Source organism: Bhargavaea ginsengi (genome assembly GCF_900109165.1).
Lineage (GTDB): Bacteria > Bacillota > Bacilli > Bacillales_A > Planococcaceae > Bhargavaea > Bhargavaea ginsengi.
On record NZ_FNZF01000005.1, the window covers coordinates 30,080 to 44,507 of the forward strand.

The 14,428-nt window shown below is 54.6% G+C and carries 15 protein-coding genes and 1 riboswitch; of the genes, 7 read left to right on the forward strand and 8 right to left on the reverse strand.

The features are described 5' to 3' along the window. Nucleotides 1–8: 8 nt before the first annotated feature. Both BMX91_RS12330 and BMX91_RS12335 read right to left on the reverse strand, forming a co-directional pair. On the reverse strand, nucleotides 9–986 hold the full coding sequence (locus BMX91_RS12330; RefSeq protein WP_092054788.1) for a YihY/virulence factor BrkB family protein: 978 nt from the start codon (nucleotides 984–986) through the stop codon (nucleotides 9–11). 26 nt (nucleotides 987–1,012) lie between these two features. Next, entirely contained in the window at nucleotides 1,013–1,561 is a 549-nt protein-coding gene (locus tag BMX91_RS12335) for a hypothetical protein (RefSeq protein ID WP_092054790.1), read from the reverse strand. A 200-nt stretch (nucleotides 1,562–1,761) separates the two neighbouring features. Here BMX91_RS12335 and BMX91_RS12340 point away from each other — a divergent pair, with 200 nt between their 5' ends. The 5 genes from BMX91_RS12340 (at nucleotide 1,762) to mreBH (ending at nucleotide 6,381) form a co-directional block, all read left to right on the forward strand. After that, nucleotides 1,762–3,147: an alanine/glycine:cation symporter family protein gene (locus BMX91_RS12340; RefSeq protein ID WP_092054793.1), complete on the forward strand. Its 1,386-nt coding sequence runs from the start codon at nucleotides 1,762–1,764 to the stop codon at nucleotides 3,145–3,147. 108 nt (nucleotides 3,148–3,255) lie between these two features. After that, entirely contained in the window at nucleotides 3,256–3,477 is a 222-nt protein-coding gene (locus BMX91_RS12345) for a DUF1128 domain-containing protein (protein ID WP_092054796.1), read from the forward strand. A gap of 109 nt (nucleotides 3,478–3,586) precedes the next feature. Then, nucleotides 3,587–4,819: an aminopeptidase gene (locus BMX91_RS12350; RefSeq protein WP_092054799.1), complete on the forward strand. Its 1,233-nt coding sequence runs from the start codon at nucleotides 3,587–3,589 to the stop codon at nucleotides 4,817–4,819. A 154-nt stretch (nucleotides 4,820–4,973) separates the two neighbouring features. Beyond that, nucleotides 4,974–5,126, forward strand: a complete 153-nt coding sequence (locus BMX91_RS15795; RefSeq protein WP_177168385.1) for a hypothetical protein — start codon at nucleotides 4,974–4,976, stop codon at nucleotides 5,124–5,126. A gap of 250 nt (nucleotides 5,127–5,376) precedes the next feature. Further along, nucleotides 5,377–6,381, forward strand: coding sequence for a rod-share determining protein MreBH (mreBH, locus tag BMX91_RS12355; protein ID WP_092054802.1), 1,005 nt, complete (start codon nucleotides 5,377–5,379; stop codon nucleotides 6,379–6,381). Between the two features lie 325 nt (nucleotides 6,382–6,706). Here mreBH and BMX91_RS12360 read toward each other — a convergent pair whose 3' ends face one another. After that, nucleotides 6,707–7,252, reverse strand: coding sequence for a GNAT family N-acetyltransferase (locus BMX91_RS12360; RefSeq protein WP_092054805.1), 546 nt, complete (start codon nucleotides 7,250–7,252; stop codon nucleotides 6,707–6,709). A 6-nt stretch (nucleotides 7,253–7,258) separates the two neighbouring features. Then, entirely contained in the window at nucleotides 7,259–9,061 is a 1,803-nt protein-coding gene (locus tag BMX91_RS12365; protein WP_092054807.1) for a M3 family oligoendopeptidase, read from the reverse strand. 166 nt (nucleotides 9,062–9,227) lie between these two features. On the opposite strand from BMX91_RS12365, the gene BMX91_RS12370 reads away from it, so the two are divergent. Continuing rightward, nucleotides 9,228–9,971: a hypothetical protein gene (locus BMX91_RS12370; protein ID WP_092054810.1), complete on the forward strand. Its 744-nt coding sequence runs from the start codon at nucleotides 9,228–9,230 to the stop codon at nucleotides 9,969–9,971. Nucleotides 9,972–10,020: 49 nt separating this feature from the next. On the opposite strand, the gene map is transcribed toward BMX91_RS12370, so the two are convergent. Beyond that, nucleotides 10,021–10,776 carry a type I methionyl aminopeptidase gene (gene map / locus BMX91_RS12375; protein ID WP_092054813.1) on the reverse strand — a complete coding sequence of 252 codons (756 nt, stop codon included), beginning with the start codon at nucleotides 10,774–10,776 and terminating at the stop codon, nucleotides 10,021–10,023. Nucleotides 10,777–10,843: 67 nt separating this feature from the next. Continuing rightward, nucleotides 10,844–11,185 carry a DUF4870 domain-containing protein gene (locus BMX91_RS12380; protein ID WP_092054815.1) on the reverse strand — a complete coding sequence of 114 codons (342 nt, stop codon included), beginning with the start codon at nucleotides 11,183–11,185 and terminating at the stop codon, nucleotides 10,844–10,846. Nucleotides 11,186–11,289: 104 nt separating this feature from the next. Beyond that, nucleotides 11,290–11,396, forward strand: a riboswitch (TPP riboswitch). A gap of 86 nt (nucleotides 11,397–11,482) precedes the next feature. Here BMX91_RS12380 and thiT point away from each other — a divergent pair. Continuing rightward, a complete protein-coding gene (gene thiT, locus BMX91_RS12385) occupies nucleotides 11,483–12,046 on the forward strand; it encodes an energy-coupled thiamine transporter ThiT (protein WP_092054818.1) in 564 nt (187 codons plus the stop codon). 208 nt (nucleotides 12,047–12,254) lie between these two features. On the opposite strand, the gene BMX91_RS12390 is transcribed toward thiT, so the two are convergent. After that, nucleotides 12,255–13,181, reverse strand: a complete 927-nt coding sequence (locus tag BMX91_RS12390) for an SGNH/GDSL hydrolase family protein (protein ID WP_092054820.1) — start codon at nucleotides 13,179–13,181, stop codon at nucleotides 12,255–12,257. After that, nucleotides 13,178–14,401 (reverse strand): DEAD/DEAH box helicase, encoded by a 1,224-nt coding sequence (locus BMX91_RS12395; protein ID WP_092054823.1) that lies wholly within the window; start codon nucleotides 14,399–14,401, stop codon nucleotides 13,178–13,180. The genes BMX91_RS12390 and BMX91_RS12395 overlap by 4 nt, the downstream gene beginning before the upstream one ends. Nucleotides 14,402–14,428: the final 27 nt, after the last annotated feature.

Sequence of the window (14,428 nt, forward strand, 5' to 3'; positions counted from 1 at the left end):
TGCCGGGGTTATGTCCCGACAGCGCCGCTTTTGGCTTTCGCTTCTTTTTCTTCCCGTCTTTCCTGCGTAACAGCATTTACTTGTCCGCCGAGAATCAAGATGATTGCGGAGAAGTACATCCACACCATTAAAACAATGATTCCCCCGATGCTGCCGTACGTGTTTGAGTAGTTGGCGAAGTTCCCGACATAGAACGAGAAAGCCAGTGAGGATAGAATCCAGCCGACTGTGGCGAAAACCGCTCCAGGTATTGCATCCCTGATCCTGATCTTTGCGTTGGGCACCAGCCAGTAGATCAGCGTGAACACCACGAAGATGAGGAGAGGCGGAATGGTCCATCGAATGCTGTTCCACACTGTCAGAAATGCTTGATCAAGCCCCATGTAAGAGAAAATCGTGCGGCCGATCTGCTCACCGAATACCGGCAGGACCAGTGCCACCGCAACCACCGCGATCAGCATCAGCGTAAAAACGATAGACAAAGCACGCTTCTTGATGAATGACCGCTTCTCAACCGAGAAGTAGGACTGGTTCAACGCACGGGTCAGCGCATTCATGCCGTTGGATGCAGACCAGATCGTCCCGATGATACCGACCGAGAGCAGGCCGCCGCTCCGGTTGTTCAGCACCTCGCCCAATGTGCTCTCGACGATGTTATATACATTCGTCGGTGCATACTCTTTGATAAAGTCGAAAAGCGCCGATTGATCGATGTTCAGGTAAGGCAGCAGCGTCAGCATGAAGATGAGGAGCGGAAACAGCGAAAGCAGAAAGAAGTAGGCGAGCTGCGAGGCGAGCCCGACAACATCCACCAGCTTGATCCTGGTGACCAGCTCCTTAAAGAAACCCTGACGCGTCGTTACATCGAAACGGTCAAGATCGCCCTCGTTTACATCTGCAACAAACCCCATCACTTTGTCTTTGAGGCTGTCGTCACCGCCGTCCGGCTTTTCCGAACCTGGGCTCACCTTCTTGTTATCCGCCATCTGTCATCCGCCCCCTTTTCCCCGCATCAGTTTTTCTGGGTATACTCCTGTGCTTCGCCGGCAACCTGTCCTTCACGGTATGCCTCTTCCGGCACGAACGTGCCCTTTGACGTGCCGCCGTCTGCCGCACCGCCGTCGACCTGTCCTTCCGCATAGGCTTCATCCGGCACGAAAGTCTCGTCAGTGCCCGGATGGCCGCCCTTGATTGCTTCTGAAGCCATCTGCTTGTAGTCATCCTTCGCTTCCATGACAGCGTCCTTCGAATCTACAAACGCCGTCTTCGTGTCATCCACAAGTGTCTTCACGGTCGGAGTCAGCTGCTTCAGTTCTGCTGCCTTTGACTGAAGGTATTGTTTGTCCGAATCAAATTGCTCATAAAGTGCTTTCAGCTTGTCAGATTTGTCCTGGATTTTCCAACGCAGGACATCCGGGTTCTTCATGTAATATTTTGCGTCATCACCGAGCCCTTTGGCACGGCGTGACATTTCGGAACGGGTCGTTTTGTCGAACATGCTGACGACCGCACCTGCGAGCGCGCCGATGAGTACCAACTTTCCAAACTTGCTTCCTGCCATCTGCAATCCCTCCATCACTTTTGTTTAGTCAATTTGCATACTCCATTATACCCTCACATTTCCGGGTACAAACAATCAGCCCCGGCGCCCATTTTTTAAAATAGGTCTTGACTGCAAGCCGGAACTTTCGGAATATTAGAGAAAGGGGTGATATAGAACAGCTGCCTCTAAAAAAACAGGAAACAAAGGGGGAACGGAAAATGGAAGCAGTAGAGAATCTGTTGGGCTCGCTCAGCAGCCTGGTTTGGGGGCCATGGCTGCTTGTACTGCTCGTCGGTACGGGAATCTACCTCACGTTCAGGCTCGCATTTATTCAGGTACGGTTACTTCCTTATTCTCTGAAACAGGTATTTTCCCGCAAGCATGACAAAAAAGCGGAAGGCGATATTTCACAATTCCAGGCACTGATGACCGCCATGGCAGCGACTGTCGGAGTCGGCAACATCGTCGGGGTCGCGACTGCTGTTGTGCTCGGCGGACCGGGTGCGATCTTCTGGATGTGGCTGGCCGGATTCTTCGGAATGGCCACCAAGTACGGTGAAGCGATCCTCGCCGTAAAGTACCGGACAAAAGATGCCAACGGCCAGATGGCCGGCGGGCCGATGTACTATCTCGAACATGGTCTGAAAGCACGCTGGCTCGGAGTAAGCTTTGCCTTGTTCGGCACACTTGCTGCTTTCGGCATCGGGAACGGAACCCAGTCCAAAGCAGTAGCAGACGCCATGAACATGAACTTCAACACGCCATACTGGGTCACAGGCCTAGTCCTGATGATTGTTGCAGGACTCGTCATCCTTGGGGGAATTAAGACGATCGGCCGGGTGGCAGCATTCTTCGTTCCGATCATGGCTCTTTTCTACTTTATCGCCGGCGCCATTATCATGGTGACGAACTTCGAACTCGTTCCGGGTGCATTCGCTACCATCTTCTCGCATGCATTTGGTGTTGAGTCGATTGCAGGCGGCGCTGTCGGCGCAGCCATCCGCTTCGGTATTGCCCGCGGCCTCTTCTCGAACGAGGCAGGCCTCGGATCCGCTCCGATTGCCGCTGCCGCGGCACGCACGGATATGCCTGGCCGCCAGGCCCTAGTCTCAATGACGCAGGTTCTTTTCGATACTTTAATCATCTGCTCCATCACAGGCGTGACCATCGTGATGTCGGGTACCTGGCAAAATGAAGGCGCAGAAGCGGGCACGCTCACGGCAATGGCATTCGGCACATTCTTCGGGGATGCAGGCCAGTATATCGTCGGCATCGGCATCGTGTTCTTTGCCGCTTCCACCATTTTCGGATGGGCCTATTACGGTGAGAAATGCTTCCAGTATCTTTTCCCGAATCCAAAATTGCTCAAGTTCTACCGGCTGGTGTTCGTGGTTGTTGTATTCTTCGGCGCTACCGCGACACTTGATGTGGTCTGGCTCTTCTCCGATGTTATGAACGGCCTCATGGCCATCCCGAACCTGATCGGTCTCCTCGGCCTGTCCGGTGTCATCGTTGCAGAGACCAAGCGTTTCCAGAAAAAGATCCAGGAAGAAAAAGAGGCTGCACTGGCAGCTGTTCCTGCCGTCGACTCTGCAAACGACTAATCTGTGATTTAAACAGCCCCGTGTGCTTCCGCACGCGGGGCTGTTTGACTTTGATATCTATTAATGTGAGAATTGATGGCAATCCGATGAAAGGCAGGAACCGTGAAAATGGACCTTAACAACCCCACCGTGGAAAATGTGGAGTATATGATCACTTCCATCAAAGACAAGCTCCGCATGGTCAATGTCGATGCGATGAAGGCTGAACATTTCAACACATCCGACTACGAGGATCTCCGCGACCTTTATGACATGGTCGTGAAGCGCAACAACTTCAGCCCGAGTGAAATGCAGGCAATCGCAGCAGAACTCGGAAGCCTGAGAAAATAACCCAAATAAACGCAATCCCCCGGCCGCCTCTGCAGCCGGGGGATTTTACGTTGCCGGCCATAGCCTGCTATTGGTAGACTGTTATTAGAACAGAAAGGGGATTTGGACTATGGGGACTTTTGAAGAAAATCTCGACAAATATGCTGAACTCGCAGTGAAAGTCGGCGTCAACATCCAGCCGGGTCAACCACTCTATATCGGTGCTTCGACTGATTCGGCGGAATTTGTCCGGCTCGTAACGAAAAAAGCTTATGAAGCGGGCGCAAGGCATGTCTTCGTCGACTGGTCGGACGATGAGATATCCCGTCTCCGGTATGAGCTGGCTCCTGAAGATTCGTTCAGCGACTTCCCTTCCTGGATTCCACAGATGCGCGAAGAGCTGGTGGGGATGAATGCAGCATTCATGAACATCGTGTCGCAGAGCCCCGATCTGCTGAAGGGGGTCGATCCGATGAGGATCGCCAGCTTCCAGAAGGCCGCCGGCCAGGCACTGGAATCCTACCGCCAGGCGGTCCAATCCGACAAAGTAAGCTGGACGGTCATTGCCGCCCCATCCAAGGCTTGGGCAGCCAAAGTGTTTGCCGATCTTCCTGAAGAAGACCAGGTACCGGCCCTTTGGGAAGCGATCTTCAAAGCGGTGCGCGCCGATGTGGAAGACCCGGTCGAAGCATGGAAAAAACATGATGAGACACTCCACGAAAAAGCCGACCATCTCAACAAGAGAAAATACACGAAGCTTCATTACACAGCTCCCGGAACTGATCTGACCATCGGCCTGCCGGAAGGCCATATTTGGGCCGGAGCCGGCAGCATCAATGCCCAAGGTGCATCGTTCATGGCCAATATGCCGACGGAAGAAGTGTTCACCGTTCCACATAAAGACCGCATCGACGGCTTTGTCTCAAGCACAAAACCACTCAGCTACGGCGGCAATATCATTGATCAATTCAAGATCACTTTCAAAGACGGCCGGATTACGGAAGTGGAGGCCGAACAGGGTGAAGATGTACTGAAACACCTGATCGAGGCGGATGAGGGTGCAAAATCCCTCGGAGAGGTCGCACTCGTCCCGCACTCCTCCCCGATCTCGACATCCGGGCTGCTCTTTTATAACACGCTGTTCGACGAAAACGCTTCGAATCACCTGGCAATCGGCAGCGCCTATGCCTTCTGCATCGAAGGCGGCAAGGAAATGAACAGCGAAGAGCTGAAAAAGCATGGTCTCAACCAAAGCATCACTCATGTCGACTTCATGATCGGTTCCGATAAGATGGACATTGACGGTATCCTTGAAGACGGTACGGCCGAACCGATTCTCCGCGGCGGTGAATGGGCGTTCTGATCCCCAGAACTCCGATATGCCGGGATATTTGGTTCACATTTGTCACAATTGACCCGTATTCCAGCAATGTCCTATTAAAAACAGGCATAATTTGTTGTATAATGAGTTATAGAAAAGAGAGCAACAAGTAGTTATAGAGAGGAGCATTCCGATTATGTGGCTGATGTTTACAACAGTTTTCGGTTTCACAGTCCTGCTGATTTTGGGCATGCTGATCATGATCCACTTCCTGCAACGCGCAATGATCTCGGAAGACTCAACGACAATCGATGAGAAACCTGAGACAACATACACACTCGATTCCTAAAGAACTGCCGGGCTTTCCGGCAGTTCTTTTTCATTTCGAGATGAAATTTCTCTTACAATCTCATTTCAGAAACGAACTTTCCCTGTAATATTCCAATCATATCGTTTCAGCAATCCTCCACAATTATCCATAATATAGGCCTGAAAGATCATCCCCCTTTGACATCTTCCAATATCTGCTTATTTGCGGTTAAGTTATTTTCAACTATACTAATCTTCAATAGAAAGTACCGTCACCGGGAGGCAATTACATGTGGAATTCTACTGATATCGGCATCGATCTTGGCACCGCCAATTTACTGATCTATACAAAATCCAAAGAAATCATCTTTAATGAGCCGTCTGTCGTTGCGACGGACCTTTCCGGACGGGTGATTGCCATCGGCAACGAAGCCAAGGTGATGCTTGGAAAGACACCTGGCCAGATTACCGCCATCCGGCCGCTCCGTGACGGCGTCATTGCAGACTACGACATGACAGCGGAGCTGCTGAAGGCTGCGATGGCCGAAGCATCCAAAAAGCTCGGCCAGACACTCCGAAAGCCACGGGTGGTCGTTTCGATCCCTTGCGGGGCAACTTCGGTTGAGCAGCGTGCCATCGTGGACGCCGTGAAATCAGGAGGCGCTAAAGAGGTTCACCTGATTGAAGAACCTGTTGCGGCAGCCATCGGGGCAGACCTTCCCGTGAGCGAGCCGATTGCGAATGTCATCGTCGATATCGGGGGCGGCACGACCGAGGTTGCCATCATTTCGTTTGGCGGCGTAGTCTCCTCTAACAGCGTGAAGTTTGCCGGTGACAAGATGGACGAGGAAATCATCCATCACGTCCGCAAGCGGCACAACCTTATTATCGGCGAACAGACCGCAGAAGCGATCAAGAAGGAAGTCGGCTTTGCACCGATCGCCCATGATGCGAAAACGATGGATATCCGTGGCCGTGACGTCGTAACGGGCCTGCCCAAAACGATCACGCTTCATTCGCGTGATATCCAGCAGTGCCTGAAAGAAGGGATGGAAACGATTCTGGAAGCCATCCGTACGACGCTCGAACTCTGCCCGGCAGAGCTATCCGGCGACATCGTTGATCAGGGCATCGTCCTCACCGGAGGCGGCTCGCTCATGAATGGCATGCAGGACTGGTTGTCCGAAGTGATCTCTGTACCTGTCCACACCGCACCCGAACCGATGAAGGCAGTCGTAGTCGGCACCGGCAAAGCTCTTGGTACTATTAAAACGATGCGAAAAATCGCAAACTGAACCGGTATCGCCGCGGGACCCAGCCCATTGCTTCCGCAGCCACTGAAAAACTCTCTATAATAGCTGATTGAAGTGAAAGGTCCGAGACACCTGCGGGAATAGCATTAGCCGAAGACTCCGCAGGACAAAGTCCGAGGAGGCTGAGGCAATGCCCGCGGTAAGCGAGGACATGGAACGGAAATCAGCTTTTCCACTTTTTTACGAACTCCTGCTTTTTGCAGTTTAATAATGTATACGGATTACAATAAAAGGACCCTATTCCGGCTCACGGCCTGAATAGGGTCCTTAGTTTTGCAATGGGTCTCCGCAAAGCGGCCTTACCCTTTCAATGTTCGTCCTCGATGATCGAGTAGAGGTAATGATCCTCCCAGACACCGTTGATGAAAAGCAACTGGCGCAGCAGGCCTTCCTGCTCCATGCCGGCCTTTTCAAGCACCCTGACCGATGCCTGGTTCCTCGGGGAAACATAGGCCTCGATTCTGTGCAGTCCGGCGCGTTCGAAACCGAACTTCAGGATGATCTTCAGTGCTTCGGTCGCAATGCCGCGTCCCGCTTCGCCCTGATCGACGGAGTAGCCGACAAAGCCACTCAGGAATGGCAGGCGTTTCAGGCCATATAGAGAGATGTGGCCGATCAGGCGACCATCCTCTGCCCGGAAAATGCCAAAACTATACTCCCGCTTTTCCCTGAGCTGCTGGAGTGACTCACGGATCTTCTCCCTCTGGACGCCTACCGTGTAATACGAGCTATCGTGCCGCGGCTCATACACCGACCAGTAGTGCTTGTTCCTGGATACAAGGTTGGTCATGGCGAGTGCATCATCGTCGGTAAGGACGCGAAGGATGATTGTCTCGCCCTTTAGTGAGATCACGGCGGCTCACCCTTCGTTGGACGTCAGGCTGAGAAACTCTTCCACATCGCGGATGCAGAGGCGGACGCCCTTTTCCCAGAAGTCTTGTTTTGTGATATCTTCACCAAGATGTTTCATCGCCAGGTCCTCAGTCGTCATGACGGCCGTGTCCCGCAGAAGTGCCATGTACTTCTCCTCGAACGCCTCACCTTCCTCAAGCGCCTTGGCATAGATGCTGAGGGAGAATAAGTAGCCGAACGTGTAAGGGAAGTTGTAGAACGGCACGCCGGTGATGTAGAAGTGCAGCTTGGAGGCCCAGAAGTGCGGGTGTGCCTCTCCAAGCGCTCCGGCATAAGCCTCGCGCTGTGCTTCTTCCATCAGTTCGTTCAGGCGTGCGGTCGAAACTACTCCTTTTTTCCGCTCTTCGTAGAATCGCGTTTCAAACAGGAAGCGCGCATGAATATTCATGAAGAAGGAGACACTGCGCTGAGCCTTGTCTTCAAGCAGGGCGATTTTTTCTTCCTTCGTCCCTGCTTCCTTAACAGCTGCATCCGCCACGATCATCTCCGCGAATGTTGACGCGGTCTCCGCCACATTCATCGCATATTGCCTGTTTAGCTGATGGACCGGACGGAGCGCATAGGAGTGGAATGCGTGACCGAGCTCGTGTGCCAGTGTGGCGACGTTCGACATTGAACCGCTATACGTCATGAAGATACGGGATTCTTCCGAAAGCGGCATGCCGGTGCAAAAGCCTCCCGGGCGCTTGTTCGGACGATCCTCCGCCTCGATCCAGCCGTTCTCGAATGCCATGCGGGCGAACGACTCCAGCTCCGGACCGAACTTTCCGAAATGCTTCAGAATGAATTCAGCGCCATCCTGATAATCCAGTTTTGAAGCCGATTCGGAAACCGGTGCGAAAAAGTCATACCAGTCAAGCTGGTCTTTGCCGAGCAGGGTTGCCTTGCGGTTCAGGTATTCCGCAAACGGCCCTTTATTGGCCGAAATGGCACCCCACATCGCGTCGAGCGTCTCCTGCTTCATGCGGTTGTACTCGAGCGGCTCGCGGAGGACCTGATCCCAGCCCCGTTTCTCGTAAACCTGCAGGCGGAAGCCGGCGAGCGAGTTAAGAGCTTTCGCGAAGAATTCTTCTTTCTCAGCCCATGCTGCCTCCAGCTTTTCAAACGCTTCTTTTCGGACCGCGGGATCGGAATGCGTGCCGAGATTGTTTGCCTGGCCGACGGAAAGGACCTTCTCCTCTCCGTCCACTGTGACCTTCACCTGCATGTCCCCGACAAGCAGGTCGTACAGCTCGCCCCATCCATGGTAGCCGTCAACGGACAGGCCTGTAATGAGTGCTTCCTGTTCTTCCGGAAGCTTGGCTCCGGCTTTTTTGCGCCATTCACCCAGGATGAACGAAAATTCTTCGAGCTGACCGGAGGCAAGCAGCTCTTCCCAGACCTTCTCATCTGTCTTCGACAGTTTCTGCTGCAGCGACATGAACGCCGTCTGGAACTTCGCACCCAGCGCGGATGTTTCTCCCTGCAGGAGATTCGCTTTTTTATCTGTCGTGTCCTGTGCCAGGAAGCAGCCGATGACCGCTCCGGCCTCTCTCAGGTGGGCCGAGGTATTCTTTGTCTGTTCGATCAGGGCCACAATCTTTTCTGCAGCGTCGGCGGCTTCCGGTGTGCTGAAATCCGCGACCGCTTTTGCATAGCTCCGGACTTTTTCCGCCCCTTCATCTAGATGGGCTCTGAGTTCTTCAGATTCGCTTCCGCCTCTAAAGAACGTCTCAAGGTCCCAGGTGACCGGATACGTGGTTGTTGACATCCCAATTCCCCCTGACTGTTTGCCAATTTTCTAACAACAATTTCCTTACAATTATAACACGGTTGTTCGGAAGGCGAAACTTGCCAACTGGCAAAAAAGCGTCACACTTTCCGCCGTAAATACCGAAAAACCCATGTATACTAATACGGGTAGGAGGTGAAGAAGATTGATCCGAAAACTGTTGATGGGGATCGCCCTGCTTGCGGCGGTCGGCTTCCATGCGTCGGCTTTGTTCATGCCGGCATTCGGGCGGCCCGCCGGGGAGATTGCCGCGCGGCTTCCGGTCGTCTTCATGCCGTCCATGTACTCGTCGCTGGTTCTGCTCGTCCTCGTGCCGCTCCTCGTACTGTACGTGATCCGGGACGGCGGAAAGGCGGACCGGCCGGCAACCGCAAATCTGCGGGCCGTGCTTTTCATCGCGGCCTGCGTCCTCCATATCATCGAACTCATCACTTGGCAGGAAGAACGCTTTATCCTGTTCACCGCAACGGAAGTGGCCATGCTCGCCATTCTTGCCGCCCTTTACTTCACCTATCCGAAAAAGGAGAACCTCATTTCCGGACGGATACCCGTCTCAGGAATCTTTTCCTATTTCTTCTTCAGCGTTCTGGTTGCAGTCCATTACGCGCTAGAGGCAAATGATTGGGGTGGCCTGGGCCTGAGTGACGCGCTCTGGGCGATCATCACGCTCACATTTGCCGCTGCGGCCGCGCTTCATTTCCTTTATCATCACCAGGACCATATGTATGCCATCGTGTTCGCCTGGATGTCCCTCATGGTCGCTGCAAGGAACGGGCTGGACGAGCCGCTTGTTAGCGCAGCTGCGCTTTTCCTCGCCGGTGCCGTCATCGCCTGGATGATCATTTCCAGTCGTCAAAGCCAAAAAGTGCCGAGAACGGCAGAAGATTAATCAGCCAATATACGCCAAACGGTCCCGGGAAATTTCCCGGGACCGTTTTTTAGTCTTCGCTGATGTCTGTAATGAGAAGTGGTCCGTCAGCCGTGACGATGACGGTGTGCTCGATCTGGGCGACAAGCGACTTGTCAGGCGTGATGAACGCCCAGCCGTCCCCGCCTTCGATAATGTGTTCAGCCTTTTGGGAGATGAACGGCTCGACAGCGAGGACCATGCCTTCTTTGAGAAGAGTCGTATCCCAGCGGTCATAGTAGTTCAGCACATGGCTCGGTTCCTCGTGCAGTGAACGGCCAACACCGTGGCCCGTGAGGTTCTTGATGACATGCAGGCCGTTGTCGCTTGCCTCGCGGCTGACCGCCTTGCCGATCTGGTTCAGCCGTGCGCCCGGCTTCACTTTCTCCAACGCACTGTCGAGGGCCGACTTGGCCACATCGATCAGCTTCTGCTTTTCGTCGTCCGGCTCGCCGGCCACGATCGAAATCCCGGTATCGGCAAAGTAGCCATTGTATGATCCGGACACATCGATGTTGACCATGTCACCATCTTTGATCACATAGTTATCCGGGATGCCGTGGGCAACAACTTCATTGACACTGATGCATGTGAAGCCGGGAAAATCGTACTCGCCCTTGGGACCGGAGACGGCACCCTTCTCCTCGAACATGCGGCCTGCCATGTCATCGAGCTGTTTGGTTGTGACACCGGGCTTTGCGGCGTCTTTCAGCGCATCGCGGATTTCCGCACAGATGCGCCCGATTTTCTTAAGGTTCTCGAAGTCTTCTGTCGTCTTCGCGATCATTCGATTCAGCACTTCCTTCTGTGGATTCAATTTCCACTATACCACAGACCGGACGGTCGCCAAACAGTCAGGTTTTCAGCGCACGGATTCCTGCCGCGGTGCACCAGACGAACGCCGCCCCCTGCAGAACCGCATACAAAAGAGTGAGCAGGACAGTCGTGCCAGCATGCCCGAATGACGGCGCCAAACCGGTGAACGCCGCTTCCCTCACTTCATTGGCTGCGATGAAAGTCGTGACCAGAAGCGCACAAAGCGGCACAGCCGGGAGGAGCTGGATGGCCAGCGCCCGCTTTGCGTGGCGGCGGACCAGGCCATCACCTGAAGCCAGGAGCAGAATAAGCGGAAACAGGACTGGGGCGAATAGGATGCTGAAGTAATTAAATGACGCGATAAGGCGGGGATTGTCCATGGGGTGCTCCTTCCGGTAAGCGGCACAGCTGTTCCTATCCTATGCGGGGACGGGTTGAAAACACCGGCCGGGTAGTCTACACTTGGATTGTCCATACTGAATAACTGAACCACAAGGGGAGCCGCAGATGCGGCTGAGAGTGGGCGGCCGGCGCCCAGACCCTTTGAACCTGTAAGGTCATGCTTGCGCAGGGATGTGGATGGAAAACGATGCCCGAAGGCGTCCGGCTCTGTCCCGGATGCTTTTTTTATTGGTCATCCCCATCTTGCGACACTATTTAAATGGGGGTATCTTCCTATGCAGCGCAACAAACGTCTTCAATTCCTGATCGAGGTCGCGATCTTTTCCGCGATCGGCTTTGTCCTCGACCAGATCTCCATCAAACTCTGGTTTCAGGGCGGCTCCATCAGCCTCACGATGGTGCCGATCGTCCTGATGGCCTTTCGCTGGGGGCTCGGGGGCGGATTGCTCACCGGGCTGATCCTCGGCATTCTCCAGACATTTGCAGGCGCCTACATCATCCACCCGGTGCAGGGCTTCCTGGATTACATCGCAGCATTTGTCGTAATCGGAGCCGCTGCTTTCCTGCGGCCGATGGTGCTGCGGGGCGCCGACTCCGGCGAGAAGGGACGGATGGTGACAGGCATCGTCATCGGGACGGTCATCGGCGGCCTGCTCCGCTACGTCATGCATGTCCTGTCCGGCGTCGTATTCTTCGGAGCGGCTGCCATTGATGCAGGCGACAACATCTGGTGGTATTCGATCGTCTACAACGCGGGTTACATGATCCCGTCGATCATCCTGACAGCCGCCGCGTGCGCCCTCCTGTTCAGCACTGCGCCGCGATTGCTTAAGCGATAGATCCAGTCTGTCCCAGGGACGGCTGGTATAAACCGGAATTCATATGGACAGACGAACCCCCGCCGGGTCTGGCGGGGGTTTTGGGTTGGGGACATTATAACTGAGATCACCAACGCTTCAATGAAGTTAATCAACGTTTCATAAAAGATCGTCAACGTCTCAATAAACTTAATCAACATTTCACCGAAGATCGTCAACGTTTCACGCCCTATACGGAAAACGAAAACCCCTCCGGCATGTCGGAGGGGTTAAAGTAAATGGCATGGATGCCCTGAAGATGTTCATCGACTGCAGACCGGGAGAATGTCTCACCGCTTGCGTCGGCACTTCGCCCGTCCGCCTCCTGCATCCGCCGGTTCATTTCCTCGAACGAGACCGGATTCGGCGGCGGCACTTCCCATGGCTCGACAGTCAGGCCGTATGGGGAGCTCTTGAAAAAGGCATTCGCCATCCGGCGGTACCCTTCGAGCGTCGGATGGACGTCCGCCGGGTTCGGAAGCAATTGGCTGCCTTCGGCGGCAAATGCCTCTTCGGCCGGTACGAAGACGGCTCCGGCGGCCTCTGCCTCCTTCTTCAGGATCGCGTTCAGCCGGCCAAGCTCTTTTTGGAGGCCGGGTTTCATCTCTTCACGGGCATGGGGATATGGAAAATAATAACCCATGATGTAAACAGTCGCCCGCGGCGCCCGTTCCGCAAGTTCATCCAAAATGACCGCCGTGTTCTTCCTGACACCGTTCAGCGCATAGTCCGCCGGAATCTGATCATAGGCGAGCGTGCCTGTCCGCGGATCATACCGCACAAGCCCGAGCAGGTCATTGGCGCCCGAGGAAACCGTGATTAGTGTGGCATGTTCAAGGACCGGCCACGCCTCATCCGAGCGCACGCGTTCGAGCACCTGGCCGCTCGTGAGCCCCGGATAGGTGAGATCCTTCGAGTAAAAGGCGAGCGGCATATGCCTGCGCAACTCCATCGCAATCATGTCGGCATAGCCAAGGTCGATCGCACGGTTTGGCGTCTGACCGGCCGCAAGGGAATCACCGAGCGCGACATAGGCGGCCGGCGCCGCAGCCTTCACAAGCCCCGCTTGCGGAAGGATCATCAGCAACGCACTGAACAGGAGGACAAGCCGCTTCATCGCTGCTTGCCGCCCTTGTTCCCTTCTTTTTTCTTGCCGTTCCTCGGGCCCTTGCCCGCATTGCCCGAAGGTTTCCCGGATGACGCGGCCTGCACGGTCTTGGAGGAGCCTTCGACAAGGCTGCCCTTGTGCCAGACTTTCTGTACCGGCTTGCCCGGCAGAGCACGGGTCAGTTTCCGGTATGTCTTTTCATCCGGATAGGACACGAATGACAGCACTTCCCCGTCCGCTCCCGCTCGTCCCGTCCTTCCGGAACGGTGTGTGTACTGTTCTTCGGTGCGCGGTACATCGATGTGGATCACATGCGTCAGACCGCTGATGTCGAGCCCGCGAGCCGCAACATCAGTCGCGATAAGGATGCGCACTGTACCGTCGCGGAACCCGTCAAGCGCCTGTTTGCGCTCCATTTTGTTCATGCCGGAATGAAGGACGGCAACCGGCGCGCCCTCAAACTTCAGCTTCGACTCCTTCATGAGCAGCTGGTCCGTATTGTTGATGAAAGCCAGTGCACGCAAGCCTTCCATATGGGATAGCCTGCGGATCAGGTCCGTCTTGTCGCGATCATCCACCTTCGTGAAGGAGTGGATGACCTCGCCTTGCTTCGGCAGCTCTTCAGCAGTCACTTTAAGCTGCAGCGGGTCATCCATGAACCGCTCGGCAACAAGCCGGATTTCATCCGTGATGGTGGCCGACACGACTGCCACCTGGCAGTCAGGCGCGGCAGCCCCGATCAGCGACTTTACATCCGTCCGGTGGTCACGTCCCAGAAGCTGATCGCCCTCATCCAGTACGATGTGGCGGATATCGTGCATTTTCAGCTTGCGGTCATTGGCCAGTTCCCAGACACGGCCCGGCGTCCCTACGACGATCGTCGGCTTCTTTTTCAGCTTCTCGATCTGGCGCTGTTTATTAGCCCCGCCGATCAGTTGCGTGACTGTGATGTCCGTCCCTTCCGTCCAATCACGGAACACTTCGACAATCTGCATGCAGAGCTCCTGTGAAGGTGCAATGACCAACGCTTCCGTTTTCTTGGAGTTGCCGTCGACAAGCTCCAGCAGAGGGATGACATACGCGAGTGTCTTCCCGGACCCGGTCGGAGACTCCGCTACGATGTCCCGTCCATCGATCATTGCAGGTATCATTTTCGACTGGATCGGCATCTCCTCTTCAAATGTCCATTTTTCCCGGAATTGCGGCTCCAGCCGTTCAATCCAACTCATCATCCATTCCCCGTTTCAATCCTTGAT